The organism is Burkholderia sp. AcTa6-5 (genome assembly GCF_017815075.1).
GTDB classification, from domain to species: Bacteria; Pseudomonadota; Gammaproteobacteria; order Burkholderiales; family Burkholderiaceae; genus Burkholderia; species Burkholderia sola.
The window spans coordinates 299,897-326,575 of sequence record NZ_JAGIQE010000002.1; the positions used below are offsets into that span (position 1 = coordinate 299,897).

General features: G+C 69.0%; 25 protein-coding genes. 13 read left to right on the forward strand and 12 right to left on the reverse strand.

Annotated features, from left to right (window positions below):
- Positions 1-73: 73 nt before the first annotated feature.
- The 3 genes from J8I33_RS04235 to J8I33_RS34415 form a co-directional block, all read right to left on the reverse strand.
- On the reverse strand, positions 74-1,453 hold the full coding sequence (locus J8I33_RS04235) for an FAD-containing oxidoreductase (RefSeq protein ID WP_209933325.1): 1,380 nt from the start codon (positions 1,451-1,453) through the stop codon (positions 74-76).
- A gap of 186 nt (positions 1,454-1,639) precedes the next feature.
- Entirely contained in the window at positions 1,640-2,218 is a 579-nt protein-coding gene (locus tag J8I33_RS04240) for a hypothetical protein (protein ID WP_124594093.1), read from the reverse strand.
- Positions 2,219-2,264: 46 nt separating this feature from the next.
- The gene (locus tag J8I33_RS34415) at positions 2,265-2,459 is read right to left on the reverse strand and encodes a hypothetical protein (protein ID WP_235356239.1); all 195 of its coding nucleotides are present in this window, start codon (positions 2,457-2,459) and stop codon (positions 2,265-2,267) included.
- Between the two features lie 114 nt (positions 2,460-2,573).
- Between J8I33_RS34415 and J8I33_RS04250 the strand changes: the two genes are divergently transcribed.
- The gene (locus J8I33_RS04250; RefSeq protein WP_050014453.1) at positions 2,574-3,212 is read left to right on the forward strand and encodes a LysE family translocator; all 639 of its coding nucleotides are present in this window, start codon (positions 2,574-2,576) and stop codon (positions 3,210-3,212) included.
- Positions 3,213-3,345: 133 nt separating this feature from the next.
- Here J8I33_RS04250 and J8I33_RS04255 read toward each other — a convergent pair whose 3' ends face one another.
- Positions 3,346-3,639, reverse strand: a complete 294-nt coding sequence (locus J8I33_RS04255) for a hypothetical protein (RefSeq protein WP_209924646.1) — start codon at positions 3,637-3,639, stop codon at positions 3,346-3,348.
- Here J8I33_RS04255 and J8I33_RS04260 point away from each other — a divergent pair.
- From J8I33_RS04260 to J8I33_RS04275, 4 genes are read left to right on the forward strand one after another with little or no spacing between them, the layout of a single operon-like run.
- Positions 3,638-4,432 (forward strand): DUF3348 domain-containing protein, encoded by a 795-nt coding sequence (locus J8I33_RS04260; RefSeq protein ID WP_209924647.1) that lies wholly within the window; start codon positions 3,638-3,640, stop codon positions 4,430-4,432. The genes J8I33_RS04255 and J8I33_RS04260 overlap by 2 nt on opposite strands.
- A gap of 10 nt (positions 4,433-4,442) precedes the next feature.
- Positions 4,443-7,250: a DUF802 domain-containing protein gene (locus tag J8I33_RS04265; RefSeq protein ID WP_209933331.1), complete on the forward strand. Its 2,808-nt coding sequence runs from the start codon at positions 4,443-4,445 to the stop codon at positions 7,248-7,250.
- Between the two features lie 3 nt (positions 7,251-7,253).
- Positions 7,254-7,898 (forward strand): OmpA family protein, encoded by a 645-nt coding sequence (locus J8I33_RS04270; protein WP_050014458.1) that lies wholly within the window; start codon positions 7,254-7,256, stop codon positions 7,896-7,898.
- Positions 7,895-8,512, forward strand: a complete 618-nt coding sequence (locus J8I33_RS04275; RefSeq protein WP_124594090.1) for a DUF2894 domain-containing protein — start codon at positions 7,895-7,897, stop codon at positions 8,510-8,512. The genes J8I33_RS04270 and J8I33_RS04275 overlap by 4 nt, the downstream gene beginning before the upstream one ends.
- A gap of 33 nt (positions 8,513-8,545) precedes the next feature.
- Here the strand turns inward: J8I33_RS04275 and J8I33_RS04280 are convergent, their stop codons facing one another.
- The 4 genes from J8I33_RS04280 to J8I33_RS04295 form a co-directional block, all read right to left on the reverse strand.
- On the reverse strand, positions 8,546-9,118 hold the full coding sequence (locus J8I33_RS04280; RefSeq protein ID WP_209933338.1) for an NADPH-dependent FMN reductase: 573 nt from the start codon (positions 9,116-9,118) through the stop codon (positions 8,546-8,548).
- A 51-nt stretch (positions 9,119-9,169) separates the two neighbouring features.
- Entirely contained in the window at positions 9,170-9,874 is a 705-nt protein-coding gene (locus tag J8I33_RS04285; RefSeq protein WP_209933344.1) for a histone acetyltransferase, read from the reverse strand.
- A gap of 573 nt (positions 9,875-10,447) precedes the next feature.
- A complete protein-coding gene (locus J8I33_RS04290; protein WP_209933350.1) occupies positions 10,448-11,731 on the reverse strand; it encodes an isoprenylcysteine carboxylmethyltransferase family protein in 1,284 nt (427 codons plus the stop codon).
- Positions 11,732-11,858: 127 nt separating this feature from the next.
- Positions 11,859-13,889, reverse strand: a complete 2,031-nt coding sequence (locus J8I33_RS04295) for a collagen-like triple helix repeat-containing protein (protein WP_209933357.1) — start codon at positions 13,887-13,889, stop codon at positions 11,859-11,861.
- Between the two features lie 362 nt (positions 13,890-14,251).
- On the opposite strand from J8I33_RS04295, the gene J8I33_RS04300 reads away from it, so the two are divergent.
- Positions 14,252-14,650, forward strand: coding sequence for a carboxymuconolactone decarboxylase family protein (locus tag J8I33_RS04300; protein WP_050014467.1), 399 nt, complete (start codon positions 14,252-14,254; stop codon positions 14,648-14,650).
- Positions 14,651-14,707: 57 nt separating this feature from the next.
- Here the strand turns inward: J8I33_RS04300 and J8I33_RS04305 are convergent, their stop codons facing one another.
- The 3 genes from J8I33_RS04305 to J8I33_RS04315 are packed head-to-tail and all read right to left on the reverse strand — an operon-like array spanning position 14,708 to position 18,199.
- Entirely contained in the window at positions 14,708-15,691 is a 984-nt protein-coding gene (locus J8I33_RS04305) for an alpha/beta hydrolase (protein WP_209933364.1), read from the reverse strand.
- 7 nt (positions 15,692-15,698) lie between these two features.
- Positions 15,699-17,300, reverse strand: a complete 1,602-nt coding sequence (locus J8I33_RS04310; protein WP_089489055.1) for an NAD(P)/FAD-dependent oxidoreductase — start codon at positions 17,298-17,300, stop codon at positions 15,699-15,701.
- A complete protein-coding gene (locus J8I33_RS04315; protein WP_209924654.1) occupies positions 17,297-18,199 on the reverse strand; it encodes an SDR family NAD(P)-dependent oxidoreductase in 903 nt (300 codons plus the stop codon). The genes J8I33_RS04310 and J8I33_RS04315 overlap by 4 nt, the downstream gene beginning before the upstream one ends.
- Before the next feature lie 87 nt (positions 18,200-18,286).
- Between J8I33_RS04315 and J8I33_RS04320 the strand changes: the two genes are divergently transcribed.
- From J8I33_RS04320 to J8I33_RS04330, 3 genes are all read left to right on the forward strand, one after another.
- Positions 18,287-18,943, forward strand: a complete 657-nt coding sequence (locus J8I33_RS04320; protein ID WP_209933372.1) for a TetR/AcrR family transcriptional regulator — start codon at positions 18,287-18,289, stop codon at positions 18,941-18,943.
- 90 nt (positions 18,944-19,033) lie between these two features.
- Positions 19,034-19,306 (forward strand): type II toxin-antitoxin system Phd/YefM family antitoxin, encoded by a 273-nt coding sequence (locus J8I33_RS04325; RefSeq protein ID WP_050014516.1) that lies wholly within the window; start codon positions 19,034-19,036, stop codon positions 19,304-19,306.
- Positions 19,303-19,629 carry a type II toxin-antitoxin system RelE/ParE family toxin gene (locus tag J8I33_RS04330; protein ID WP_209933379.1) on the forward strand — a complete coding sequence of 109 codons (327 nt, stop codon included), beginning with the start codon at positions 19,303-19,305 and terminating at the stop codon, positions 19,627-19,629. The genes J8I33_RS04325 and J8I33_RS04330 overlap by 4 nt, the downstream gene beginning before the upstream one ends.
- A gap of 24 nt (positions 19,630-19,653) precedes the next feature.
- Here J8I33_RS04330 and J8I33_RS04335 read toward each other — a convergent pair whose 3' ends face one another.
- Positions 19,654-20,613 carry a LysR family transcriptional regulator gene (locus J8I33_RS04335; protein ID WP_209933385.1) on the reverse strand — a complete coding sequence of 320 codons (960 nt, stop codon included), beginning with the start codon at positions 20,611-20,613 and terminating at the stop codon, positions 19,654-19,656.
- Positions 20,614-20,739: 126 nt separating this feature from the next.
- Between J8I33_RS04335 and J8I33_RS04340 the strand changes: the two genes are divergently transcribed.
- From J8I33_RS04340 to J8I33_RS04355, 4 genes are all read left to right on the forward strand, one after another.
- Positions 20,740-21,384, forward strand: a complete 645-nt coding sequence (locus tag J8I33_RS04340) for a glutathione S-transferase (RefSeq protein WP_209924657.1) — start codon at positions 20,740-20,742, stop codon at positions 21,382-21,384.
- Positions 21,385-21,419: 35 nt separating this feature from the next.
- Positions 21,420-23,483 carry a pyridoxamine 5'-phosphate oxidase family protein gene (locus J8I33_RS04345; RefSeq protein WP_209933391.1) on the forward strand — a complete coding sequence of 688 codons (2,064 nt, stop codon included), beginning with the start codon at positions 21,420-21,422 and terminating at the stop codon, positions 23,481-23,483.
- Positions 23,484-23,603: 120 nt separating this feature from the next.
- Positions 23,604-23,807, forward strand: coding sequence for a DUF2970 domain-containing protein (locus J8I33_RS04350; protein ID WP_050014477.1), 204 nt, complete (start codon positions 23,604-23,606; stop codon positions 23,805-23,807).
- Between the two features lie 633 nt (positions 23,808-24,440).
- Positions 24,441-26,672, forward strand: coding sequence for a TonB-dependent siderophore receptor (locus J8I33_RS04355; RefSeq protein WP_209933396.1), 2,232 nt, complete (start codon positions 24,441-24,443; stop codon positions 26,670-26,672).
- Positions 26,673-26,679: the final 7 nt, after the last annotated feature.

A 26,679-nucleotide genomic window follows, 5' to 3' on the forward strand; every position in this document is an offset into this window, starting at 1 on the left:
ATGGCGCTCCCGAGTCACGGGGCGGCGGCCATCTTCGCACACGGCAGGCGCGCGGCCGCCCGCCTGCCGTGCGTCACTCGACCGGATGCAGGTCCTGCAGCAGCGTCGGCAGCAGCTCCGACACGGTCGGATGGATATGCATCGCACGGCTGATCGTCGTGTACGGCGCGCCGGCGGCCATCACGTCGAGAATCCCGTGCACGACCTCGTCGCCGGTCACGCCCAGGATCGACGCGCCGAGAATCGCGTGGTTGTCCGCGTCGACGATTACCTTCATGAAGCCCTGGCTCTCGCCTTTCTCGACCGCCCGGCCGACGCGCGTCATCGGGCGCGTGCCGACCAGCAGCCGGCGGCCCGTCTGCTTCGCTTCCGCGAGCGTCATGCCGACGCGGCCGAGCGGCGGATCGATGTACATCGCATAGGCCATGATGCGGTCGGACACCTTGCGCGGATCGTCGTCGAGCAGGTTCGCCGCGACGATCTCGTAGTCGTTGTACGCGGTGTGCGTGAACGCGCCGCGCCCGTTGCAGTCGCCGAGCGCCCAGACGCCGGGCACGTTCGTGCGCAACTGCTCGTCGACGGTGATGTAGCCGCGCGCGTCGGTGTCGATGCCCGCGCGGTCGAGCCCCAGATCGTCGGTGTTCGGCACGCGCCCGACCGCGAGCAGCAGGTGCGAGCCCGCGACCTCGCGGCCGCCGCCCGCGCAGTCGAGGCCGACGACGATGCCGTCGCCGTGGCGGCGCGCGCTCAGGCAGTTCGCGTCGAGCTGCACGTCGATCCCTTCCTTTTCGAGGATCTCGCGCACGGCCTGCGACACGTCTTCGTCCTCGCGGCGAATCAGGCGCGAACCCTTCTCGACGATCGTGACCTTCGAGCCGAAGCGGCGGTACATCTGGCCGAATTCGAGCCCGACGTAGCTGCCGCCGACGATCACGAGATGGTCGGGCAGGAAGTCGACGTCCATCATCGTCGAGTTGGTCAGGTACGGCACCGAGTCGAGGCCCGGCATCGCGGGCACCTGCGCGCGTCCGCCGACGTTGATGAAGATCCGTTCGGCTTCGAGCACGTCATCGCCCACGCGCACCGCGTTCGCGCGTTCGAAGCGGGCATGACCCTGAAAGACGGTCGCGTGGTCGAGGCCGCGCACCCATTGCTCGACGCCGTGGTTCGAGCGGCCCGAGATCTGGTCCTTGCGCGCCTTCACCGCTTTCATGTCGACGGTGACGGGGCCGCCGACCGACACGCCGTATTCGCTGGCGCGCCGTGCGAGCTGCGCGGCGTACGCGCTCGCGATCAGCGTCTTGGTCGGGATGCAGCCGGTGTTCACGCAGGTGCCGCCGAAGCGGCCGCGCTCGACGATCGCGACTTTCATGCCGGCGCCGGCGAGCCGTGCGGCGAGCGGCGGCCCGGCCTGGCCGGTGCCGATGACGATCGCATCGAAGTGTTGCGTCATGACGTCCTCCTGTGCGGGGGCAACGAGGAAAGGGGCAGGCGCAAGCCGCATGCCGTGCCGGCGGTCGCGCGGGCGACGAGCGCCTATGGTAGACCTGTTGGCCGGGGGCCGCGAGCAGCAGGCGGGCGATGCGGCGCGTCGCATTGAAAAACGGCGCCGCCGCGGGCGTGGATGCGTACCGGGAGGCTAGTCCTTGCGTTTCCACTGCCCGAACGACACCGGCCGGTGCGCGTCGGCGCGCGTGACGGTGACGTGGTCGGGCTTGTCGTCGAGCGGAAACGATTCGGTGACGATCTGGCTCGAAAACAGCCAGCCGTGCGTGCGCGGGTCGTAGCGGAACGTGATGTAGTCGGTCCAGTGCTGGCCGCACGCGACGGAGTTCTGCACGGTGAAATAGCGGCCCTTCACCGACAAGCCATTGTCGGCCGCGTCTTCAGGATCGAAAGGGTCGCACTGGCCGCCTTCGTTCGCGCGCAGTACGACCTGGTCGTTGCGGGCGGCGAGCCGGTAGGTGTGGTCGGCCTGTTCCTCGTAGATCAGCAGCGGGCGCGGCGACGGCTGCTCGCGCGTATCGATCGCGCGATGCACGACGACGAGAAAGCTGTGCCGCCCGTTGTCGAGATCGGGGCCGGCGTGCGCGATCAGCGGTTGGTAGCCGGCCGGCAGTTGCGCGGCGATCGACTTCGGCAGGGTGTCGGCGTGGACGCCGAACGAGAGGGCGGCGAGTAGCGGTAGCAGCAGGGCGGAAAGGCGAAGAGCGCGCATGGCGGGCGGTTTGATCGAAAGGATGAAGGGGATGAGCCGCGCGGCGTTACAGATTGCGCCCGGGAAACTCGGCGCCAGACGCCGGATTTCGGCGCGCATCGTCCTGGAATTCGACGCTGGCGGTCGGGCCCACGACGTACTCGCGAAAGATCGCTTCGACGGCGGCGGCACCGTCGGGATAGCGGGCGACGCGGATCTCGATCATGGGGCGGCGCGGGATGACGGGAAAGAGGGCCAGCATAGCAGCGCACCGCCGCTTTCGGCCAGGCGCGAAGCGTGCCAGAATCGACGGCTAGACCGTCGGAAACGACACGCAGGCGCCGGCGCAGCGGCGTCGCTGACCAAGGAGACTTCGATGACCGCATCGGCTGCCGTACTCGCCATCCTGGCTGCGCTGTTCCTCGGCGCGATGATTCCGGGCCCGAGCTTCGTGCTGGTGGCGCGCAATTCGATCGGGCTGTCGCGTCGCGACGGGCTGGCCACCGCGCTCGGCATGGGGATCGGCGGCATCGTGTTCGGCGGCGTCGCGCTGGCCGGGCTCTACACGCTCCTGCAGGCCGTCGAATGGCTGTATGTGGGCCTCAAGGTCGCGGGCGGCATGTACCTGATCTACATGGCGTCGAAGATCTGGCGCGGCGCCGACCGGCCGATCGCGATGGACGATCCGCAGGCAATGGCGGGCGGCAGCGCGCGCAAGTCGTTCTGGACCGGCCTCACGACCCAGCTCAGCAACCCGAAGACGGCGATCTGGTACGGCAGCATCTTCGCGGCGCTGCTCCCGCAGCATCCGCCGCTGTGGTGCTACCTCGTGCTGCCGCCGCTCGTGTTCGCGGTCGAATTCGGCTGGTACACGCTCGTCGCGCTGTGCTTCTCGACGCGCCGGCCGCGCGAACTCTACCTGCGCGCGAAGAAATGGGTCGATCGCATCGCGGCCGGCGCGATCACGCTGCTCGGGCTGCGGCTGATCCTGAATGCGCCGAAAGCGGGGATCTGAACGCTTCTTTATCGGCACGTGGCGGCGACCGGCCATGGCCGGCGCCGGTTAGCGGCGGGAATCGGCCGGCCCGCCCGGGCCGCTCGCCCCGGCGCGCGTCGGCATCCCGAATTCCAAGATTACCGATTCATCGTTAGGCCATGGTCACGCGTGGCTTGCGGAACGCCCGCACCCGTCGCGGCGGCTCGGCCCGTTCATCATTCATGCCGGGCTGGCACGCCACACACAACGCATGACTTCCCGATGGCGCGGCCGCTCGCCGGCCGCCGCCGACCGTGTTTCTCGCCCTCACCACCGCCCGCCGAGCCTTGCCCCACGGGCGTTCCCGTGTGTCGCCCAGCACGCCGAACCGCGCCGCTTCCCCGATTCTGGCGGTCGAGCGTCCGACGACGTGTAAACTGCTGCCTTTTTTGACGGTTTGCAGCATGGTGCAAGCATCTCCGCGCCCGGCGTTGAGCGGTCCGACGCTCGTCCGGCTGCTCGCGCGCCTGGCCGATGCCGACGTCGCGGAATCCCGGCAGACGCTGTCCGACCGGCTGAGCCAGTGGCTCGGCTGGACCGACGCGATCACGCTGTCGTCCGCGCTGAATGCGAGCCCGCCGGGCGTCGCGGCCGGCGTGCGCGGCTACGACGCCGAGCGCGACTGCGCGCGCGTGCGCCACGACCTCGCGCAGGCGATCACGGCCACCAACCGGCCGCGGGCGCGGCGCCGGCCCGGCGACTTGCCGCCGCCGGCCGCCGACACGGCCGATTTCGCGGACTTTCGCCAACGGTATCTGACCCTGCAGCAGGACATGGAAACGGCGATCGGCCAATTGCGCGGCCGCCTGCGGGTCGCGCTCGCCGCGCGCTCGTCCGGAATGGCGCGGCTCGCGACGCTCGACACGATCATGGAGCGCGTGCTCGGCGCGCGCGAGCGCAGCCTGCTGTCGGCCGTGCCCGCGCTGCTCGGCACGCGCTTCGCGCGGCTGCGCGACGCGGAGCGGCAGGCGCTGGCCGAGGCTGATGCCGTGGCCGCGGCCCCCGCTGCGCCCGACGCCGCCGACGCGTCCGCTCCGGCCGATGAAGGCGCGGTGGCCGACACCCCGACCGTCGCGGCGATCGTGCCCGGCGCATGGCTCGATACGTTTCGCGACGAGATGCAAAGCATCCTGCTTGCCGAACTCGAAGTCCGGTTTCAAACGGTAGACGGGCTGCTCGCGGCCCTTCGCACCTGCTAATCAACACGCTATGTCCAGAATTCGCCTTGATCTCGTTGTCTTCGTCGCCGGTCTGCTCGCAGTGGGCTGGATCGGTGCCGGCTATGTCGCGTCGAACCCGCTGGCGGCGGCCGTCACGCTGCTGATCGGCGCGTGCTACGTCGCCGGCGCATGGGAGCTGCTGCGCTTCCGGCAGGCGACCGCCACGCTGTCGCGCGCGGTCGCCGGCCTGACCGAGCCGCCGGCGAAGCTCGACACGTGGCTCGACACGCTGCATCCGGGCCTGCGCGGCGCGGTGCGCGCACGGGTCGAAGGCGCGCGCGTCGCGCTGCCGGGGCCGGCGCTCACGCCTTACCTCGTCGGCCTGCTGGTGCTGCTCGGCATGCTCGGCACGCTGCTCGGGATGGTCGTCACGCTGAAGGGCACGGGCGCCGCGCTCGAAAGCGCGACCGATCTCGATGCGATCCGCGCGTCGCTGATCGCGCCGGTGAAGGGGCTCGGGTTTGCATTCGGCACGTCGATCGCCGGCGTCGCGACGTCCGCGATGCTCGGGCTGTTGTCCGCGCTCGTGCGCCGCGAGCGGATCGACGCGGCCCAGCAGCTCGACGCGAAGATCGCGACGACGCTGCGCGTGCATTCGTCCGCACATCAGCGCGACGAATCGTTCCGGCTGCTGCAGCGCCAGGCCGACGTGATGCCGGCGCTGGTCGACCGGTTGCAGACGATGATGACGACGCTCGAGGCGCGCAGCGTCGCGTTGCACGATCGTCAGCTCGAAAGCCAGCAGGCGTTTTTCGACCGGACCGAGCGTGCCTATGCGGGCTTGGCGTCGAACGTCGGCGACGCGCTGAAGGAAAGCGCCGCCGAAAGCGCGCGGGTGGCCGGCGCCGCGTTGCAGCCGGTCGTCGCCGCGACGATGACGGGGCTCGCGCAGGAGATGGCCGCGCTGCGCGATACCGTGACGGGCGCGGTGCAGCGTCAGCTCGACGGGCTGACCGAAGGCTTCGAGAAGACCACCGGCCACGTGACGGCTGTCTGGAACCGTGCGATCGACGAACAACGTCAGGCGGGCAACGCCGTCGCGCAGCAGTTGCAGACGACGCTCGGCCAGTTCACCGACACGTTCGCGCAGCGTTCGTCGGATCTGCTCGACGGCGTCGCGATGCGTCTCGAATCGACCGAAGGCCGCCTGTCGGACGCATGGCGCGACGCGCTGGCGCGCCAGGAGCAGGTCGGCGAGACGCTGGCCGGCCAGCATGCGCGCGCGCTGGGTGAGGCCGCCGCGACGTTCGAACGCCATTCGGCCGCGACGCTCGCCGCGATGCAGGAGTCGCATGCCGGCTTGCAATCGCAACTGGCGGCACGCGACGAAGAACGTCTGTCCGCGTGGAACGATTCGCTGGCTGCGATGGCCGCGAAGCTCGGCGAAGAATGGCAGCGTGCGGGCGCGCATAGCGCGGGCCGTCAGCAGGAAATCTGCGACGCGCTTGCGCAAACGACGCGTGACCTTACTTCACAGGCTTCGGCGTTCGAACAACGCTCGACCGATTTGCTGTCGACGATTCGCGATTCGCATACGGGCCTGCAATCGCAACTGGCTGCACGCGACGAAGAACGTCTGTCGGCATGGAACGACTCGCTGGCCGCGATGGCCGCGAAGCTCGGCGAAGAATGGCAGCGCGCAGGTGTGCACAGTGCCGGCCGTCAGCAGGAAATCTGCGACGCCCTCGCGCAAACGACGCGCGATCTCGCCGCACAAGCGTCGACGTTCGAACAACGCTCGAACGATCTGTTGTCGACGATTCGCGATTCGCATACGGGCCTGCAATCGCAACTGGCGGCACGCGACGAAGAACGCCTGTCCGCCTGGAACGATTCGCTCGCCGCGATGGCCGCGAAGCTCGGCGAAGAATGGCAGCGCGCAGGCGTGCACAGCGCCGGCCGTCAGCAGGAAATCTGCGACGCGCTCGCGCAAACGACGCGCGATCTCGCCGCACAAGCGTCGACGTTCGAACAACGCTCGAACGATTTGCTGTCGACGATTCGCGATTCGCATACGGGCCTGCAATCGCAACTGGCTGCACGCGACGAAGAACGTCTGTCGGCATGGAACGATTCGCTCGCCGCGATGGCCGCCGCGCTGCGCGACGAATGGGCGCAGACGAGCGCGCAAGCCGCCGCGCGCCAGCAGGACATCTGCGACACGCTGACCCGCACCGCGAACGCCATCACCGCGCAGGCGCAGGTGCATGCGAGCGACACGATCAACGAAATCTCGCGCCTCGTGCAGGCCGCGTCGGAAGCGCCGAAGGCCGCGGCCGACGTCGTCGCCGAGCTGCGCCAGCGCCTGTCCGACAGCATGGTGCGCGACACCGCGATGCTCGACGAACGCAGCCGCCTGCTCGCGACGCTCGAAACGCTGCTCGGCGCGGTCAACCACGCGTCGACCGAACAACGCACCGCGATCGACGCGCTCGTCAGCACGTCGGCCGATCTGCTCGACCGCGTCGGCGCGCGCTTCAACGACACCGTCGACGCCGAAACCCGCAAGCTCGATTCGGTGGCCGCGCAGGTCACGGCGGGCGCCGTCGAAGTGGCGAGCCTCGGCGATGCGTTCGGGATGGCGGTGCAGGTGTTCGGCGAATCGAACGACAAGCTGCTGACGCATCTGCAGCGCATCGAGGCCGCGCTGGAGAAATCGCTCGCGCGCAGCGACGAACAGCTCGAGTACTACGTCGCGCAGGCGCGTGAGGTGATCGACCTGAGCGTGATGTCGCAGAAGCAGATCGTCGACGACCTGCAGCAGCTCGCCGGCCGGCGAGCGCCCGTCGGAGCGTAACGCATGCACGACGAAATCGACGGCGGCGCGCAATCGGCGCCGGTGTGGCCCGCGTTCGCCGACCTGATGTCGGTGTTGCTCGGCGCGTTCGTGCTGATCCTCGTCGGCGTGATCGGCATGCAGCTCCAGCTCACGTCGAAGCTCGAGGAAGCGGTGCGCGCGCGCCAGCTCGAGGCGCAGCAGCGCAAGTCGCTCGAACAGGCGCTCGCCGGGCCGCTCGCGGCCGGCCGCGTGACGCTCGTGAACGGGCGCATCGGCATCAGCGGCAACGTGCTGTTCGCCCTGAACTCCGACCAGTTGCAGCCCGCGGGCCGCGACCTGCTGAAGACGCTGGCGGTACCGCTCGCCACCTACCTGAAGACGCGCGACGAGATCCTGATGATCAGCGGCTTCGCGGACGACCAGCAGGTGCACGCCGGCAACCGCCTGTTCGCGGACAATTGGGAACTGTCGGCCAAGCGCGCGTTGACGGTCACGCGCGCGATGATCGATGCCGGCGTGCCGGCCTCGTCGGTGTTTGCGGCCGCGTTCGGTTCCGAACAGCCGGTCAGCTCGAATGCGGACGATGAAGGCCGCGCGAAGAACCGCCGCGTGGAGATCGCGCCGGTGCCGCGCAAGTCGGCGTCGAACGGAGGAAAGGCCAAGTGACGGGCGAAGCGACGCACGCGCGCGCGACGCTCGACGCATGGCGCGAGCAGGGCGCAGACCGGCTCGATCCGGTGCGCTTTCACCGGATCGACGCGCTCGAGAAGCGCGCGGCCGTGCTCGATGGCGACGCGCGTGCGTTGCTCGATGCGCGACTTGCAACGCTGATCGAAGGGTTTGCGGAGATCGTCGCGCGCGCCGGCGAAGCCGAAGCCACGTGCGAGACGTCGGCAGGTGCGCCCGCGCGCGGCGCGCTTGCCGCGCTCGTCGCAGGGCTCGGCCGCGATGCGCAGGCCGACCGGCGCGGGCTCGATCCCGAACTGGTCGACTACTTCCGCGCGATGTGGTCGAAGGTCCGCACTGAGCAGCAGTATCGCCAGTCGCTCGACCAGGTGCCGCGCAACGCGGGGCCGCTCAATTCGAACAGCCTCGTGCACCGGTCGCTCGCGACGATGCGCGAGCTGTCGCCGGAATACCTGCAGCAGTTCCTGTCGTACGTCGATGCGCTCGCCTGGCTCGAGGATCTCGCGGGCGGCGGCGCGCAGCCCGAGAAGGAAGCGCCGCGCGCGAAGGCGGCCAAACCGGCGAGAAAGACGACGCGCGCGAAGGCGCGATAACGCCACGGCGCACGCGTTCAGCGTGTGGATCGCTTATTGGTCGGCAGTCGGGGCGTCGATCGCCGTGCGCAGCGCGTGCAATGCTTCGACGAGTGCCGACGCGAACGGCGGATGTGCGGCGATGCCCGCCGCGTCGAGCTGGCTGCCGAGGATCGGCAGCGCGATCGATGCGGGCTCGACGATGCGCGCCGACATCACCGACAGCGTTTCGCGCAGCGCCGCGTCCGCATGCGTCGCGCGCGGCGACGCGTTCAATACCGCGACCGGCTTGTCCACGACGGCCTCGCATCCCACGACCCAGCCCAGCGCGTTTTTCATCACGCTCGTCACACCGTGCGCGTATTCGGGGCTCGCGATCAGGATGCCGTCGGCCGCGTTCAGGCGGTCGATCAGATCGCGCACCGCGGCGGGCGTCGGGTATTCGGCATCGGGATTGAACAGCGGGAATTCACCGAGACGATCGAAGCGCGTGATATGCATGTCGCGCGGGGCGACGAGTGCGGCTGCATCGAGCAGCGCTGCGTTGTACGACTGCGCACGCAGACTGCCGCATAGCGCGACGATGTCGAGGGGGCGCTCGGAAGCGGTTCGGGTTTCGTTGACCATCGCGGAACGTGTGGGTAGGTGGCTCGCGCGGCGGCGCGCGGATCCGGCGAATTATCGCATCGGTGCGTGAGCCACATGAGTCACGTGAGCCGCGTGAGCGACGAGCCGCGCGTGGCCGACGCTCCGCACGGGATGTCGTTCGTGTTCGCTGCGCCGCACATTCGCGTTCGCATATTCGGCGGCATCGACGCCGGTCATCCCGGTTGCTTGCGCCAGTTCACCGAGGTTCCATCCGTTGCCGAGCAACAGCCGCCGCGTATGCAACGCACCGTGCACGTCATCGGCAACGGTTTCGCCGAGATAACGCAGCGCGCGGCCTTCGACGTCGACGAAGCCATGCCGGTAGTCGTGTGCGAGCGCGGTCCACAGCTGCGCCGCGCCCGTCGATTGGCGTGCACCGCTGATCAGGCACAGGCCCGCGTCGAGTGCCCATCGATACAGCGTCGTCGCGAGGCCTTTGCGTTGCGCCGAGCCGCGCAGCCGCGTATGCGGCGCGCGCAGGTAGCGGTCGGCGCGGCGCGGGATTTCGGGCAGCCGGTTGAACACCGTATAGCCGGCGAGCTGGCGCGCGGCCGGATCCTCGACATACAGGAAGTATTCGCCATCCGCTTCGCGATGGCGGACGATCAGGCCCGAGCGGCCGAGCGCGACGGCCGGCAGCCCGTGCAAACGATGGCCCGGCTGGTGCAGGCGTTCATAAAGGGTGTCGAGTTCGTCGTCGATGTCGTGTTGGGAATGCTGTACGTCGATACGCATGGCAAAAGGCGCCCGTCCCGGGCGCATCGAGAAAGGGTTTCATGGCAGCGGGGAACGGAAATGGAAGCGGCCCCCGGGCTCGGCGAAGCGAGCCGGGGCCGCGAATCAGCTGGGAATGTGCTGGAAACCGGCGGCGATCGCGGCGAGGCCCGCGATGCAGAGTGTGAACAGGATCAGGACTTTGTGGATCACGCCTCTTTCCTCTTGAATGCGCGGCGCCGGCGGGCGGCGTCGCGGAGACGGTGAGCGGCGGGCACGGCCCGCACGGCCGTCGTGCGGGACGACGGTCGGCGTCCGGGCGGCAGGCGCACGCGGACGGTCAGCACCATACGCGACGGGCAACGAGCGGGCAATCGGACTGACGGAGAAAAGCGATGAAACGCGACGAATCGCGGTGTTTCGCGACAATTGGCCGCATGGGGCGCGTTGAAACGTCCGGAGATCCACGCGAAAGCGCATCGTCAACCGGCAGCGCGCGTACGTGCAAACGTGTCGTTGCGGGGGCGAACGCCGCGACAGGTCGACATCCGCGCGGGGACAGGAGCGGCGTGGACGACCGCCCCGGTTGACGCGTCAGACCGCCAGCCGCCCGCCAAACGCGCGCCGGATTCGCGCGAACAACCCGTGCTGCGCGATCCACTCCGCATAAGCGCGATAGTCGGGATCGCGCATCAGGTGGCGCTCTTCCGTCTTCGCGCGCGTGTAGTAGATCAGGTTGACCGCGACGAGCCCCGCGCAGTGCATCAGCCCGATCTGCCAGCCGAGCGGTTCGACGAATGGCACCGACACCATCCAGTACGACAGGTTCTTCGTGATGTACGCCGGATGCTTCGTGAAGCGGTACGGGCCCGACGTGATGATCCCGCGGTTCGTGAGGTTCGAGAACCGCAGCCCGAACGAGATCGTGCACAGCGCGTAGGTCAGCAGCAGCAGGATGATCGTCGTGCCCCAGATCACGCGCAGCGTCGGCGCCGACAGCAGCCAGTTGTCCCAGAACAGCGAGCCTTCGTAGCGGATGTAGTTGTTCGAGATCAGCGACCAGAACGGCTGGTAGCAGATCAGCGCGGCGACCCAGCCGAGCGTCGTCGGCTCGACGGTGCGCACGTGGCTGTCGAGGATGCGGAACGTGCACAGGTAGCCGACGGTGCCGAACATCAGGTCCATCGTGAACGACAGGTCGTACATGAACACGAAGGTCGCGATCGTCATCGGCGCATGCATCGCGTTCGCGAGCGACGCGCTCAGGTGATCGGCGTCCTTCGACAGGTAGACGGTCATCAGCGGCAGGAAGAACGCCTTCACGCCCCAGCCGGCCAGCATCTCGCGCACCGGCTTCCAGCTCGCGGGCCGCGCGCGGCGGAACAGGAAGCGGCCCCACAGCAGATATGCGTCGTCGGTCTCGCGCTGGTGGCGGTCCATCCACGCGAAGTAGAACGGCGCGGCGACGATCACGTACGGCGCGAGCGAGCGCAGCAGCGACCAGAACGGCAGGTAGAACGCGCCGTGGTATTCGGGCAGCAGCCAGTAGATCGCGCCGATACCTGCGTAGATCGACGTCAGCGCGCCGAGCCGCGTCGCCACGCGCGCGATGCCGAGCGGCCGGACGGCCTGCCGCGACAGCCCCGCGCTCGGGCGCAGGTAGACGTGCGAGATGAAGAGTTCGTGCAGCGCGATCGTGCCGATGATCGCGAGGCTCGCGATGACCGCGCGCGTGGCCGCGTCGAGGGCCGGGTGGTCGCGCGTGACCCACAGCGCGAAGAGTCCGGCCGCGATGCCGAGCAGGCCGGCGCGCAACGGCGTGGCGGAACGGGGTGGGCGGTCCGGGGCAGCGACGATGCCGTCGAGCGTGGAGTTCATGATCGGATCCTCGTAGGGATGAGGGCCGGCGCCCCCGCTTGGCGGGTGACGCCGGCCGTCGGCCGGGCTGTTTATGGATGCGCGCCCGGCCATTGGCCTGTCGTTCTGATACGTGATGCGTTGACGCTTACTTCTTGGTGACGCCGCCCAGCAGACCGCCGAGCAGGTTCGTCACCGGCGACAGCAGGTTGCCGGTGCCGCTTGCGGTGCCGCCGCTCGTGCCGCCGGTCAGGCCGGTCACCACGGAGCCGCTGCCGCCCGGCGTCGTCACGGTGCCCGTTGCGCCGCCAGGGCTGACCGTGCCGATGGCGCCGGCCGAGCCGGCCGGCGTGCCGAGCGCACCCGTGAGCGTGCCGACCGGGCCGCTCGTCAGCACGCCGCCGACCGTGCCGGACAGGTTGCCGCCCGGCGTCGTGACGGTGCCGGTGAGGCTCGCGCCGAGCGGCGTCAGCGAGTTGACGAGGTTGGTGACCGGCGCGAGCAGGCCGCCGACGCCTGCGCCGCTTGTCCCACTCGTCCCGCTGGTGCCGCCGGTGCCGCTCGAGCCGATGCTGCCGAGCGCACCCGTCACCGTGCCGAGCAGGCCGGTGATCGGCGCGAGGGGGCCGCCGCTGGTACCGCTCGTGCCGCCTGAGCCGCTCGAGCTGCTGCCGCCGCCGAGTGCGCCCGTCAGCGAACCGAGCACGCCCGTGATCGGCGCGAGCGGATTGGTGCCGCTGCTGGAGCTGCCGCTGGATAGCAGGCCGCCGGCCGATGTCACCGTGTTGCCGAGCTGGGACACGCTGCTGCCGGCGCTCGTGCCGACCGGATTGCCGGTTGCGCCGCCGACCTGCGAACCGGCGAGGCCGAGGCCGCTGCCGAGCGTGCTCAGCAAGCCGCTGAGCGGGGCGCCGAGCAGGGTCGCGTTGCCGAGCGTCTGCGTGACGCCCGGCGTCGTGACGCCGCCGGTCAGCGTGTTCGTGATCGGGTTGATCACGCTGCCGAGCTGCGTCTCGAGTTGCTGTACCGGCGCGCTGTTCAGCGCCGTGTTCAGCGCCGATGCGGTCGAGTTGACCGCGGTGCCGACCGTGTTGACGAGACTGCCGACGAGGGTCGTCGCCGGCGCGAGCGGCGACAGCGGACCGGTGCCGAGGCTCGTCACGGCATTGCCGAGGCTGTTGACCGCGCCGCCGGCGCCGGTCAGCAGGCCGGTGGTCGACGTGAGCGTCGGCCCGAGCGGGTTCGGCGACACGCCGATCGAACCGAGGCCGGCCGCGACGCCGTTGCCGAGCGATTGCACGCCGTTGCCGAGGCTGCTGACCGCGTTGCCGACGCTGTTGACCGTCGTCGCGTTCGTGCCGGGAATCTGCACGCCGCCGATCTGACTGCCGCCGTTCACGACCGTCGTGCCGAGCGCCGTCACGAGGTTGCCGGATTGCTGAAGGACATTACCGAGGGGGGTGACGCTGGTGCCGGAGGTGCCCGAGGTGCCCGAAGTGCCCGAAGTGCCCGAAGTGCCCGAAGTGCCCGAAGTGCCCGAAGTGCCCGAAGTGCCCGAAGTGCCCGAGGTGCCCGAGGTGCCCGAGGTGCCCGAGGTGCCGGAGGTGCCCGAGGTGCCCGAAGTGCCCGAAGTGCCCGAGGTGCCCGAAGTGCCCGAAGTGCCGGAAGTGCCGGAAGTGCCGGAAGTGCCGGAAGTGCCCGAGGTACCGGAAGTGCCCGAGGTACCGGAAGTGCCCGAGGTGCCGGAGGTGCCCGACGTGCCGGAGGTGCCCGACGTGCCGGACGTACCGGAGGTACCCGACGTGCCAGAAGTACCCGAGGTGCCAGAAGTACCCGAGGTGCCAGAAGTACCCGAGGTGCCAGAAGTACCCGAGGTGCCGGAAGTACCCGACGTACCGGAGGTGCCCGAGGTGCCGGAAGTACCCGACGTACCGGAGGTGCCCGAGGTGCCGGAAGTACCCGACGTACCGGAAGTACCCGACGACCCCGAACTACCGCCGCCCGACGTCCCCGACGAACCGCCGCCCGACGTCCCGGAAGTCCCCGACGTGCCGCTTGTCCCGGACGTGCTCGGCTTGATGGTCGGCGTCGTCGGCCCATCGACCGAGCCGCAGCCGTACAGCGCGAGCAGTGACGAGACGGCCATCGTTACCGTCGTCTTCTTGATGAGAATGTGCATGTTGGCCTCGACATTGGAAGTGTGTCCCAGCCTTCACTGCAAATTCCGCGCCACGGCGTGTTTCGCGAAACGGTGTCGCGATTTGTTGCGGGAATCGGGGCTATCGATGCGATTTAAACGAAGGAATGGCGGTTTCGCGCGACAGGCGCGCGTGATCCCCGAACGTCGCCGCTGCGATGTTCCCGTAAGGCGCCGTAACGCGCGACGGGATGTTACGTAGCGTTCGACCGCACGTGACGCGCACGGCCGCGAACCGAGGCCCGCATCTTTGACGAAACGCGTCGTCCCGCCGAACATGACGCAACCCCCCGGCCGCCGGCGGCGGCGCAGCGGCCACGACTCCAGACCACGAGGACATCGACATGAGCGAACAGGACAGGGAATACGGCAAGGCGCGGCGCATCGACGTGATGGGCGAGGCGTTCGTCGAGCGCGCGATGAGCGATCTCGACGGATTCTCGCGCCCGCTGCAGGACTGGCTGAACGAGCATGCGTGGGGCAGCACGTGGCAGCGGGGCGGGATCGACCTGAAGACGCGCAGCCTGTGCACGTGCGCGATGCTGGCGGCGCTCGGCCGCAGCACGGAACTGAAGGGGCACATTCGCGGCGCGCTCAACAACGGCGCGAGCCTCGTCGAGATCCGCGAGGTATTGCTGCACAGCGCGCTGTATGCCGGCGCGCCGGCCGCGGTCGAGGCGTTTCGCAGCGCGCGCGAGGTGCTGTCGGAGCGCGGGTTGTCGCTACCCGACGACGAAGCCTGATTCCAGCGCGGCGTCGGCTGCCCGCCACGGAATCGGGCCGCGCTTCGCCGCCGCGATCTACGCGATGCGCACGGGCTGCGCCGCCACGTCGACCGGCGCGGCGGCGACTTCGAGGAGCCAGTCGGCCGTCGCCTCGGGCATCGTGACCGGCAGCATGTGCCCGCCCTCGACCACCTTCAGCCGCACGCGCGCCGATTTCTTCGCGAGCGCATCGCCGTGCTCGCGCCAGTTCAGGATCGGATCGGCGTGGCCGTACAGCACGTCGACCGGCAGCGCGAGCTCCGCGTAGCGGCGCGTCATCGCGGGCAGGTCGACGGGCGCCGACAGCAGGTCCGTCGCCGTCGCGTAGAACACGTGCGGGCGCATCCCGAGCAGGCCGCCGCCCTTGACCGGGAAGTCGCGCGGCACGTCCTCCGGCGCGAACACCTGGCGCACGGCCTGGCGGCCCGTCAGGATCGTCAGCGGGATCGCGAAGGTCCACGACACGAAACGGCGCACGAGCGGCGACGGCAGCATCAGCGGCTTGAACGGCGCGGGCGGCTCGGTCTGCTCGTGCGACAGCGGCGCGATCAGCGCGAGCCGGCTCACGCGGTCCGCATGGTTGAGGCCGACCGCGAGCGCGATCGCGCCGCCGAGCGAGTGGCCGACCAGCACGGGCTTGTCGAGCTGGAGCGCGTCGATGAACGCGGCGACCGTGCGGGCCTGCGCGAACACGTTCGCCTGCGAGGCCGCGCCGCGCAGCGAGCGGCCGGCGCCCGGGCGGTCGATCAGGATCACGCGATGCTGCTGCGCGAGCCGCGTGAGCGGCAGGTACGCGAAATTGCGCCATTGCCCCGCGAGCCCGTGGACGAACACGATCGGCGGGCCGTTGCCGTATTCGACGTAGTGGATACGATCGCCGTCGATGTCGACGAAGCGGCCTTCGGGCGGAAACGCGCGCGTTACGCGACGGGCCACGTAGCCGGAAAACAGCGCGAGCGCGGCGAGTACCGCGACGACGCCGAGCAGCACGTTCTGGATCAGGTGGAGCGTAGGAGTCATGTCGGCCTCAGCGGGTGTCGAGTGCGGGTTCGGCTGCCGGCGCGGCGGCGGCCGGGCCGGTTTTTGCGCGGCGTTCGAAATGCATCGCGGAATCGGCGAGCGCGCTGAACTTCAGCGACGCGAGATCGAGCACGTAGTTCTGATGAAATTTCCACGGCTTGCGGTGCCCCTGTTTCGGCAGGATGCCGGCCGCGCGCTGGATGTAGCCCGAGCTCAGGTTGACGGCCGGCACGTCGCCGAGATCGCCCGCGCCGAGCCGCGGCACGCACGTGTCGTAGCCGTTCGCGCGCATGTGGTTGAGCAGCCGGCACACGTAGCGCGCGATCAGCTCGGCCTTCAGCGTCCACGACGCATTCGTGTAGCCGAACGACGACGCGAGGTTCGGCACGTCGCTGTACATCATCCCCTTGTACGACACCGTTTCCGGCAAATCGACCGCGCGGCCGTCGACCGTCACGCGCGCGCCGCCGAGCATCTTCACCTTCAGCCCGGTCGCGGTGACGATCACGTCCGCGTCGAGCTGCTGGCCGCTCTTCAGCTGGAGGCCGGTCGGCGTGAAGCGTTCGATCTCGTCGGTGACGATCGATGCGCGGCCCGCGCGGATCGCCTTGAACAGGTCGCCGTTCGGCACGAGGCACACGCGCTGGTCCCACGGCATGTAGCGCGGCGTCAGGTGCTTCGCGACGTCGAAGTCGGGGCCGAGCTGCCGGCTGGCCGCGCGGATGATGAATTGCTTCGTCCGGTCGGGCTTGCGGCGCGACACGTTGTACAGGTACATCGTCAGCAGCACGTTCTTCACGCGCACGAGCCGGTGCGCGAGCCGCGACGGCAGCACGCGGCGCAGCGCGTTCGCGATCTTGTCGCGCGCGGGCAGCGACACGATGTAGGTCGGCGAGCGCTGCAGCATCGTCACGTGCCGCGCGTCGGCCGCCATCGACGGCACCAGCGTGACGGCCGTCGCGCCGCTGCCGATCACGACCACGCGCCGGTTCGCGTACGACAGGTCCTTCGGCCAGTGCTGCGGATGCACGAGCTTGCCCTCGAACGTGTCCATGCCTCGCCAGTCGGGCAGGTAGCCGGCATCGTAATCGTAGTAGCCGCTGCACATGAACAGGAAGCGGCAGGTGTAGACCAGCGTGTCGGTCGCGCCGTCCCGCGTGCGCTCGACGCGAACCGTCCAGCGCGCGCGGTTCGAATCCCAGTCGGCCGCGACGACCTTCCGGCCGTAGCGGATCGTCTTGTCGATGCCGTAGGTGCGCGCGGTGTCGCGGATGTAGTCGAGGATCGTCTGGCCGTCGGAGATCGCCTTGTCGCTGTGCCACGGCCGGAAGCTGTAGCCGAGCGTGAACATGTCGGAATCCGAACGAACGCCCGGATAGCGGAACAGGTCCCAGGTGCCGCCGATCGCGTCGCGCGCCTCGACGATCGCCACGCTCGCATGCGGGCAGCGCTGCTTCAGGTGATACGCGGCGCCGATGCCGGACAGGCCGGCGCCGACGATCAGCACGTCGAGGTCGCGAAGGTCGCGATCGTCGCGGTTATCGCCACTGTCGCGGCGGGCGTCGGAGGCGGGCGGCGCGTCGCGCCGGTCGGTCGTCGTCGAGATCATGCGGGGTCCTGGGTCGGCGTGGTCGGGCGCGCGGCCGGCGCGTGCGCGCGTTCGAGGTTGCGTGCGCGGGCGCGGCGCACGTGGCGCAGCATCAGCCACTGGTAACCGGCGCCGAGCAGCCGCGCGATCCGGTCGAGCCGGCGCGCGTCGGCGCCGACCAGCACGCGGCGCGCATTGCGCTCGACGCCCGCGAGGATCTGCCGCGCGGCCTCGTCGGCCGTCGTCGCGTTGATCAGGCGGTTCGCCTGACGGCGATGGGTCGCTTCGTCCTGGCCCGTCAGCGCGTGGATGCTGGTATCGACGCGGCCCGCATCGACGATGTTCGTCGCGACGCCGCCCGGATGCACGCAGGTCGCGCTCACCGGCGCGCCGTCGAGTTCGAGTTCCATCCGCAGCGCCTCGGTGAAGCCGCGCACCGCGAACTTGGTCGCGTTGTACGCGCTTTGCGTCGGCATCGCGACGAGCCCGAACAGGCTCGACGTGTTCACCACGTGGCCGTCGCCCGATGCGCGCAGATGCGGCAGGAACGCCTGCGTGCCATGCACGACGCCCCAGAAATTGATGCCGACGATCCATTCGAGATCGGCGAGGCGCGCGGTTTCGGCGCTGGCGGCCAGCGACACGCCCGCATTGTTGAAGATCAGGTTGGCCTTGCCGTGCTCGGCGCGAACGAAATCGGCCCACGCGAACACCGCGTCGCGGTCGGCGACGTCGAGCCGCCGCGTGCTCACACGCACGCCGTGCTGCGCGCAGGCGGCCGCCGTGCCGGCTAACCCGGTTTCGCTGACGTCGGCGAGCGCGACCTCGCAGCCGCGCCGCGCAAGCTCGACCGCGAGGCTGCGGCCCATGCCCGAACCGGCGCCCGTGATCGCGGCGACCTTGCCGGAAAACCCCTTCATTCGTCGTCCTCCCGTTCCGCTTGCGCCGCACCGGCGGCGCAGCTATTGTGGTGTTTATCGTCACCACTTTAGTTTTCGGGTGTCCTGATGTCAAATAGCGGAATGGAGAAAGCACTCGAAACGGAAAAAAAGGGCCGGTCGTATGGCGGCGTGGCACCCGAGGTGCGGGCCGCCGAGCGGCGCGACGCGTTGATCCGCGCGGCGACGCGCGTGTTCGGCACGGTGGGTTTTCGCAAGGCGACCGTGCGGTCGATCTGCCAGGAAGCGAAGCTCAACGATCGCTATTTCTATGCGGCCTTCGACAGCACCGAGGATTTGTTGCGCTGCACCTACCTGCATCACGCGCAGCAGTTGCATGACGCGGTCGCGCAGGCGGTCGCCGCGCGCGGCGGCGATCTGCGCGAGCGCGTCGACGCGGGGCTCGCGGCGTTCTTCGCGTTTTTGCGCGACCCGTGCGCGGCGCGCGTGCTGCTGCTCGAGGTGATGGGCGTGAGCGCGGATACCGACATGACGTATCAGCGCATGCTGATCGACTTCGGCAAGCTGATCATGGCGATCGGCGCGTCGGGCGAGGCCGTCACGCCGGCAGAGCGCACCGAGCAGCGGCTGATCGGGCTCGCGCTGGTGGGCGCGATGACGAACGTCGGCGCGGCGTGGCTGCTGACCGACTATCGCGATCCGGAGGCGCTGATGATTTCCAGTTGCAGGAAGGTGCTGTTGGGGACGTTGCAGGCGCGCGACTAGGGACGCGCGGGAAAACGGGGCTCATTGGCCGAACGAGACCAAATTCGGACTATAATCAGTCTTGTTATGGGCTGGCACAGGACGTGTTCCATGAAATTCTCTACCCAGGTCAAGCCCATCAGCTATCTCAAGAGCCACGCCGCCGATATCGTCAGGGACATCTCGGAAAGCCGCGAGCCGATGCTGATTACCCAGAACGGAGAGGCGAAGCTCGTTGTCATGGACGTCAAGTCGTATGAGGAGCATGAAGAGACGCTTGCGCTTCTTCGGCTGCTTGCACTCGGCAATCGGGAGATCGAGCAAGGCCACTTCCGTCCAGTCGAGGATGTCTTTGCGGACCTCGACAAGGACGACGATCAATGACACTGCGGGTTGTCGTTCTTCGTTCGGCGGAAGACGATCTGAAGAGGTTGAAGCGCTATCTCGTATCGAACGGTTCGGCTACCTGGCAAACGAGCTACCGGCAGATCAAGGACGCCATTGCATCGATTCGCGCTTTTCCGAATCACGGCAGGATTCCTGATGAACTCGCGAATATCAGCCTCGGTCAGTATCGCGAAGTCATTGCCGGAATAAACCGCATCATTTATGACGTGCGAGGCGACACCATTCACGTGCATATCGTTTGCGATACGCGCAGGGATCTGAAGTCCTTGCTGATGAGGCGGCTTGTGGTCGCTCATTGAGCGCGATCGCCATTCTTCCTCGTTTCACGATCCCGCCCTCCGTGGTTTCGAACTTGCGCGCCGGATAATCGGTGCCGCCGCCGCCACCCCGATCCTCGCCTTCATCGCCTCGATGAACGCCCGCACCTTCGGCGAAGGCAGCCGCGTCGACGGATACACCGCATGGATCCCGGCCGGCGCCGTATGCCAGCCCGGCAGCAGCCGCACGAGCCGGCCGGCCGCGACGTCGTCCGCGGTCGAGAAATCCGTCAGCAATCCGAAGCCGCCGCCCGCGAGTACGATCGCGCGGCACGCGGTCGCGGTGTTCGACACGACCGGCGCGACGCAGCGCACCGACGCGCGGCCGCCGCGCACGTTATCGAGTTCGAGCGTATGCGGGCGCGGCAGCGACGACAGCATCACGAACGGCAGCGCGGCGAGCGCATCGGGATCGCGCGGCAGCCCGTGTCGCGCGACGAACGCCGGGCTCGCGACCAGCCATTTCTCATACGTGCCGAGCTGCACCGCGCGATAGTTGGAATCGGCGAGACGGCCGATGCGGATCGCGACGTCGAGGTTGTCCGCGACGAGATCGACGACGCGGTCGTTCGCGACGAGTTCGACAGCGAGCGCCGGATGCCGGTCGCGCAGCGCGACGACGGCCGGCGCGACGATCAGTGCGCCATAGTCGATCGGCACGCTCACGCGCAGCGTGCCGCGCAGCGGCCCCGCGTCGGACGACACAGCGTCGAGCGCGGCTTCGGTCGCGCGCACGATGTCGCGGCACGCGTCGTAGAACACGCGTCCGGCGTCGGTCACGCTCAGCCGCCGCGTCGTGCGCACCAGCAGGTTCGCGCCGACCTCGGATTCGAGGCGCTGCATGTGCGTGCTGACGACCGTCTTCGCCAGGCCGAGCCGCTCGGCCGCGGCCGTCAGCGAGCCGGCGTCGACCACCGCGACGAAGATCGCCAGCCGGTTCAGGTTCACGTCGCGCAGATCGGCCATCGTCGATTGTCCTATGGAAGAGGATGATGTTTCCGTGATTATCCGTCTTCTGGCGACGAACGGCGAGCGCTACGCTGGAGCCGTTCGTCGCCGATCCCCGGCGGCGCGAGATTCCGGAGTGTTTTCATGTCTGCCGCCAGCAAACCCGCCTCGCCGATCCGCGTCTATTCGTTCGTGCTGTCCGGGCACGCGCACCGTGTCCGGTTGTTCCTGTCGCTGCTCGGGTTGCCGTCGAAGACCATCGACGTCGATCTCGCGGCCGGCGCGCAGCGCGAACCGGCGTTTCTCGCGTTGAATCCGCTCGGGCAGGTGCCGGTGATCGACGACGGCGGCACCGTGATCGCCGATTCGAACGCGATCCTCGTGTACCTCGCGAAGCGCTACGGCGATGCGCACTGGCTGCCGGACGACCCGGTCGGCGCGGCCGTCGTGCAGCGCTGGCTGTCGTACGCGGCCGGCCCGATCGCATCGGGCCCCGCGGCCGCGCGGCTCGTGACCGTGTTCGGCGCGCAGCTCGACCCGGAAGCGGCCAAGCGCACGGCCGCGAAGGTGCTCGACGTGATCGATCGCGAACTGGCCGGCAAGCCGTTCGCGGCCGGCGCGCAGCCGACCATCGCGGACATCGCCGCGTACACGTACATCGCGCACGCGCCGGAAGGCGGCGTGTCGCTCGAACCGTATCCGCACGTGCGTGCTTGGCTGGCCCGTATCGAGGCGTTGCCGGGCTTCGTCGCGATGCCGACGACGCGCGCGGGCCTGCTCGCCGCTTGACGCTCACTGCCGCCGCGCTTGTTCAGGAGAACGTGATGAATGCGCCGACCGCCGTCGTACCGGGCTGGGAACTCGATACCGCGCCGTTTCACGCGGGCGAGCTTGCCGTGCAGCAGCGCGCAGGCGTGACGGACGCGGCGGGCGCGGCCGGCCGGCGCGGGATCCGGCGCTTCATGCCGGACCAGCACCGGACGTTTTTCGCGCAACTGCCGTTCTTCGTGCTCGGCGGCGTCGATGCAAGCGGCCAGCCGTGGGCGACGCTGCGGGCCGGTGCGCCGGGTTTCGTCACGTCGCCGGACGCTCGCACGCTGCGCATCGCGGCGCGCGCGCTGCCGGGCGATCCGCTGGCCGGCGCGTGGCAGGCGGGCGCACCGCTCGGCGGGCTCGGGATCGAATTCGATACGCGGCGGCGCAATCGCGTGAACGGCGTCGTGCGTGCGGTCGACGGCGATGCGCTGACGATCGCGGTCGAGCAGAGCTTCGGCAATTGCGCGAAGTACATCCAGGGCCGCAAGCCGACCTTCGTCGCTCGGGACGTCGCGGCCGCCGTCGCGCCGGACGTATCGGATGCGCTGAGCGACGCGGACCGCGCGCTGCTCGCGCAGGCCGATACGTTCTTCGTCGCGAGTGCGAACACGTCGGCGGAGGCGGGCGCGGCGCGCGGCGCGGACGTGTCGCATCGCGGCGGGATGCCTGGCTTCGTGCGCGTCGACGATGCGCGCACGCTGACGACGCCCGATTTCAGCGGCAACCGGTTCTTCAATACGCTGGGCAATTTGCGGCACGATCCGCGAGCGGGGCTGCTGTTCGTCGATTTCGACACCGGCGATGTGCTGTATGTCGCCGCGCACGCGGAGATCGTGTGGGACGGGCCGGTCGTCGCATCGTTCGACGGCGCGCAGCGCGTCGTGCGTTTCCACGTGCGGGAAGTGCGGCGCATGCGGGCGGTGCTGCCGTTCCGGTGGTCGGCCGTCGAGCGGGCGCCGCAGTTCGCGGCGATGGCGGCGGCGGTGAGTGGCGGGGCGGCAGCGGCCGGATCTGCGCCGTCCGCGCCCGCATCCGCATCGGCGCCCGCATGGCGGTCGCTGCGCATCGCGAAGATCGTCGACGAAGCGCGCGCGATCCGGTCGTTCCATTTCGAACCGGCGGATGGCAGCACATTGCCTGCGTACGAAGCCGGTCAGCACCTGACGTTGCGCATCGCGCTGCCGGGCAGCGACGCGCCGACGATGCGCAGCTACACGCTGTCCAACGCGCCGGGCGGCGCACACTACCGGATCACCGTGAAGCGCGAAGGACGCGTATCGGCGTGGCTGCACGATCATGCGCAGGCCGGCATGACGCTCGACGCGCAGATGTCGCGCGGACGCTTCACGTTCGATCTCGCAAGCCCGCGCCCGGCCGTGCTCGTGTCGGCCGGCATCGGCATCACGCCGATGGTCGCGATGCTGCGCCGGGCACTGGCCGACGACACGCCGTCGCGTCGTGTCGTGTTCGTGCACGGCGCACGCGAAGCGGCCGACCGGCCGTTCGCCGCGGAACTGGTGCGCATCGCGGCCACCGATGCACGCGTGTCGCTTCACTGGTTCGACAGTCATCCTCAAGAAGGCTCGGGTGCGCGGGCCGGTCGCATCGACATCGGGCAATTGAAGCGGGCCCTTTCATTCGACGATTATGATTTCTATCTGTGCGGGCCGTCGGCATTCATGCGCGACCTGTACGACGGGCTGCGCGCGCTGAACGTGCCGGACGAACGCATCCGGTTCGAGGCGTTCGGGCCGTCGAGCGTTTCGCGCAGTGCAACCCGGGCAACTGCCAAGCCTGCGACGGAAAGCGTGCCGGTCGTGTTCCGGCGCACGGCGCGCGAAGCCGCGTGGACGCCCGCCGACGGCACGCTGCTCGAATTCGCGGAAGGGCAGCGCGTGGCCGTGCCGTCCGAATGCCGCTCCGGGTCGTGCGGCGCGTGCGCGACGCGCGTGCTGTCCGGCGCGGTCGACTACGCGCAAACGCCCGATGCGGCGATCGAACCCGGCTGCGCGCTGCTGTGCGTCGCACGGCCCGCAGAAGGGGCGACGGAGCCGCTCGTACTCGACCGCTGACGTGCGTGCGACATGCCGCCGCAGATGGCCTGCTGCGCGAAAAGCGCACGCAACTGCTGCTTTTTTCGAATGCCGTCCGGATCGACGATAGCGCCAACCGATTCGATAAAGGAGCCCATCATGAAACTGCTCGGCATGGTTCGCCTGGTCCTGTGGAGTTTTTTCGGCGTACGCAACAGCAAGGCGCATGCGAACGATCTCGCGAACGCCAACTTCACGCTGCTGCCGTTCGTGGCGCTCCTGCTTGCGCTGCTGGTCGGCGCGGTGATTTACGGCGTCGTGCATCTGGTCGTCGATCCGACCGTGACGATGCAGGGGTTTTGAGCGAGCGACTGATGAACCGGTAGCGGGGCCGCCATTCCCGCTCCGGTTCCAGGCCGCGTGACCGGCGCATGATGACGCCGGCCTCAGTGGCCGGCACGCACGAGGCGAATCGCGACCGCATCGTTGGCATCGCCGCCGTTATCGTGCCGCCCGCACCGTTCGTCCCCGTTCCCGCCTTCCCGTTTCCCGTTTCCCGTTTCCCGTTCCGCCCGATTCCGCGGCTCTATGCCCCGCCCGGGGTAAAATGCGCGCCACGCCGCGATGTCGCGCGACGGACAGGCCGCCGTTCCGATGAACGGCCGGCCCGACTGCCCGCCGCCCGAACCGGGGCGTTCGAAGCGTCCCCCGCATGACACGACCGCGCGACGCAGCCGGCCGCCCGACAGGCACCCGACGAACCCGTCGGCCGCTGCATCGGTTTGCGGCGCGTCATCCGAATCCGATGTCCCATCCTGCGTTGTCCCGACCGGCCGGCCCGCTTGCACGCCGCAGGGTCGGGTTCGTCCGATGAATATCGTGTCGACGGAACGCGTCCGGCGACGGGCGCGGCGGCGTTCGCTGACGCGCGCTTCGCAGCTTCCTAACGGGTTTCGGGTTTCGACAGGTCGAATGGCGAGTTTTCCATCCAGAACAATGACGGTGAATAGAACAACAGCGGCACGCGCACGTCGGCGGCGCGCGAAGGTCGGGCTCGGTGTCGGTCTCGGCGTCACGCTTTTCGCGGCGCAGGCCGCAGCGGCTCAGGGCGACACACCTGCGTCAGGCGCCGATGCAACCGGCAGCGCGACGCTGCCCGCGATCACCGTGAGCGGCGAGCGCGGCCACGCGTTGCGCGCGCGCGAAGCGTCGGTCGCGGGGCTCGACGACGCGCCGCTGCGCGACACGCCGGCGTCGGTGAACGTCATCACGCGCGCGCTGATCGACGATCAGCAGGGGAAGCGGCTGAGCGACGTGGTGCGCAACGATGCGTCGGTCGTCAACGACTATGCGCCGGTCGGCTATTTCGAGGGCTTCGCGATCCGCGGCTTTCCGGTCGATCTCGCGAGCGCGATCCGGATCGACGGGCTGACGGTGTCCGGCGAGCAGAACGTGCCGCTCGAGAACAAGGAGCGCGTCGAGATCCTGAAGGGGCTCGCGGGCATCGACAGCGGCGTCGTCGCGCCGGGCGGCGTGATCAACTTCGTGACCAAGCGCTCCGCGAACGTCGCGAGCGTGACGGGCGGCGTCGACAGCCGCGGCTCGACGTCGGCGGCCGTCGATCTCGGCCGCCGCTTCGGCCCGGACAATCAGTTCGGGTTCCGGATCAATGCGGCGAAGGAGAACATGCACTCGTATATCGACGGCACGAACGGACGACGCACGTTCGGCTCGATCGCCGCCGACTGGGACATCAGCCCCCGCGCGAGCCTGCAGCTGAACGCCGAATTCCAGCAGTGGATCCAGCGTTCCGCACCCGGCTACCAGTTGCTCGGCGGCACCGTCGTGCCGTCGGTGAAGACGACGTCGAAGGCGCTCGGCACGCAGCCGTGGGCGAAACCGGTGACGACAGATGCGCTGAACCTGAACGCGCGTTTCGACTACCAATTCAACGACGACTGGAAGGCATACATCGCCGCGGGTCGCAGCCGCACGATGATCGACGACAACAGCGCGTTCGCGTACGGCTGCTCGTACGCGGCGAGCTGCGCGGCCGGCGCGACGTCGCCGTTCTTCTTCGGCGCGAACGGCGACTACGACGTGTACGACTTCCGCAGCCCCGGCGAATACCGGCGCAACGACGATCTGCGCGCGGTCACGACCGGCAAGTTCGCGACGGGGCCGCTGCGGCACGAACTGACGCTCGGCGTGAGCGTGCAGCGCCGCGTCGTGCACATGGCCGACGCCGTGTACGACTATGTGGGCAGCGAGAATATCTACGGGCCGGACCTGACTTTCCCGCCGTCGCCGAATGCGCCGGGGCCATCGTATCCGCGCCTCGACGCATGGCAGTACGGCGTGTTCGGCCTCGACCGCATCAGTATCGGCGAACACTGGCAGGTGCTCGCGGGCGGCAAGGAAGTGCTGCTGCGCCAGCGCAGCTGGAGCAGCCTCGACGGCGAGACGACGCATACCGACCGTTCGGTGTTCCTGCCGCAAGTCGCGCTCGTCTACAAGCCGGTGAACGTGCTGTCGCTGTACGCGTCGTACAGCAAGGCGCTGTCGCTCGGCGACCAGGCGCCGGTGCGCGCGACCAACGCGTATGCGTTCCTGCCGCCCGTCGAATCGCGCCAGATCGAGGTCGGCGCGAAATACGACTGGCTCGACCGGTTGAGCCTCACGGCCGCCGTGTTCTCGATCAGCAAGCCGTTCCAGTTCGCGGACCCTGACGCATCGGGCAGGTCCTACACGTTCGTGCAGCGCGGCACGCAGCGGCACCAGGGGATCGAACTCGGCGCGGCCGGGCGCGTGACCGAGCGGCTGGGGCTGACGGCCAGCGTCGCGGCGATTCGCGCCCGGGCCTACGATTCGGGGTCGCCCGCCTACGAAGGGCACCAGATCATCAACGTGCCCGCGCTGCGCGCGTCGCTGTATGCGGACTACGCGGTGCCGGGCGTCGCGGGCCTGAACGTGCTCGGCGGCGTGGAATACAGCGCGGCGCGCAACGCGAACGAGGAAGGCACAGCGCGCGTGCCGTCGTGGTTCGTGTTCAATCTCGGCGCGCGTTATACGACGAAGATCGGCGGCCATCGTACGGTGTTGCGCGTGTCGGTGGACAATCTGTTCAACAAGTTCTACTGGCGCGACGCAGGCGAGCAGCAGGGCGATGCATACCTGTTCCCGGGTGCGCCGCGCACCGCGCGCGTATCGTTGACCTATGATTTCTGACCGACCG

Coding starts and splice junctions, on each gene's coding strand:
- J8I33_RS04235 (WP_209933325.1), bottom strand. CDS start 1,453: ATGACGCAACACTTCGATGCGATCGTCATCGGCACCGGCCAGGCCGGG.
- J8I33_RS04240 (WP_124594093.1), bottom strand. CDS start 2,218: ATGCGCGCTCTTCGCCTTTCCGCCCTGCTGCTACCGCTACTCGCCGCC.
- J8I33_RS34415 (WP_235356239.1), bottom strand. CDS start 2,459: ATGCTGGCCCTCTTTCCCGTCATCCCGCGCCGCCCCATGATCGAGATC.
- J8I33_RS04250 (WP_050014453.1), top strand. CDS start 2,574: ATGACCGCATCGGCTGCCGTACTCGCCATCCTGGCTGCGCTGTTCCTC.
- J8I33_RS04260 (WP_209924647.1), top strand. CDS start 3,638: ATGGTGCAAGCATCTCCGCGCCCGGCGTTGAGCGGTCCGACGCTCGTC.
- J8I33_RS04255 (WP_209924646.1), bottom strand. CDS start 3,639: ATGCTGCAAACCGTCAAAAAAGGCAGCAGTTTACACGTCGTCGGACGC.
- J8I33_RS04265 (WP_209933331.1), top strand. CDS start 4,443: ATGTCCAGAATTCGCCTTGATCTCGTTGTCTTCGTCGCCGGTCTGCTC.
- J8I33_RS04270 (WP_050014458.1), top strand. CDS start 7,254: ATGCACGACGAAATCGACGGCGGCGCGCAATCGGCGCCGGTGTGGCCC.
- J8I33_RS04280 (WP_209933338.1), bottom strand. CDS start 9,118: ATGGTCAACGAAACCCGAACCGCTTCCGAGCGCCCCCTCGACATCGTC.
- J8I33_RS04285 (WP_209933344.1), bottom strand. CDS start 9,874: ATGCGTATCGACGTACAGCATTCCCAACACGACATCGACGACGAACTC.
- J8I33_RS04290 (WP_209933350.1), bottom strand. CDS start 11,731: ATGAACTCCACGCTCGACGGCATCGTCGCTGCCCCGGACCGCCCACCC.
- J8I33_RS04295 (WP_209933357.1), bottom strand. CDS start 13,889: ATGCACATTCTCATCAAGAAGACGACGGTAACGATGGCCGTCTCGTCA.
- J8I33_RS04300 (WP_050014467.1), top strand. CDS start 14,252: ATGAGCGAACAGGACAGGGAATACGGCAAGGCGCGGCGCATCGACGTG.
- J8I33_RS04305 (WP_209933364.1), bottom strand. CDS start 15,691: ATGACTCCTACGCTCCACCTGATCCAGAACGTGCTGCTCGGCGTCGTC.
- J8I33_RS04310 (WP_089489055.1), bottom strand. CDS start 17,300: ATGATCTCGACGACGACCGACCGGCGCGACGCGCCGCCCGCCTCCGAC.
- J8I33_RS04315 (WP_209924654.1), bottom strand. CDS start 18,199: ATGAAGGGGTTTTCCGGCAAGGTCGCCGCGATCACGGGCGCCGGTTCG.
- J8I33_RS04320 (WP_209933372.1), top strand. CDS start 18,287: ATGTCAAATAGCGGAATGGAGAAAGCACTCGAAACGGAAAAAAAGGGC.
- J8I33_RS04325 (WP_050014516.1), top strand. CDS start 19,034: ATGAAATTCTCTACCCAGGTCAAGCCCATCAGCTATCTCAAGAGCCAC.
- J8I33_RS04330 (WP_209933379.1), top strand. CDS start 19,303: ATGACACTGCGGGTTGTCGTTCTTCGTTCGGCGGAAGACGATCTGAAG.
- J8I33_RS04335 (WP_209933385.1), bottom strand. CDS start 20,613: ATGGCCGATCTGCGCGACGTGAACCTGAACCGGCTGGCGATCTTCGTC.
- J8I33_RS04340 (WP_209924657.1), top strand. CDS start 20,740: ATGTCTGCCGCCAGCAAACCCGCCTCGCCGATCCGCGTCTATTCGTTC.
- J8I33_RS04345 (WP_209933391.1), top strand. CDS start 21,420: ATGAATGCGCCGACCGCCGTCGTACCGGGCTGGGAACTCGATACCGCG.
- J8I33_RS04350 (WP_050014477.1), top strand. CDS start 23,604: ATGAAACTGCTCGGCATGGTTCGCCTGGTCCTGTGGAGTTTTTTCGGC.
- J8I33_RS04355 (WP_209933396.1), top strand. CDS start 24,441: ATGACGGTGAATAGAACAACAGCGGCACGCGCACGTCGGCGGCGCGCG.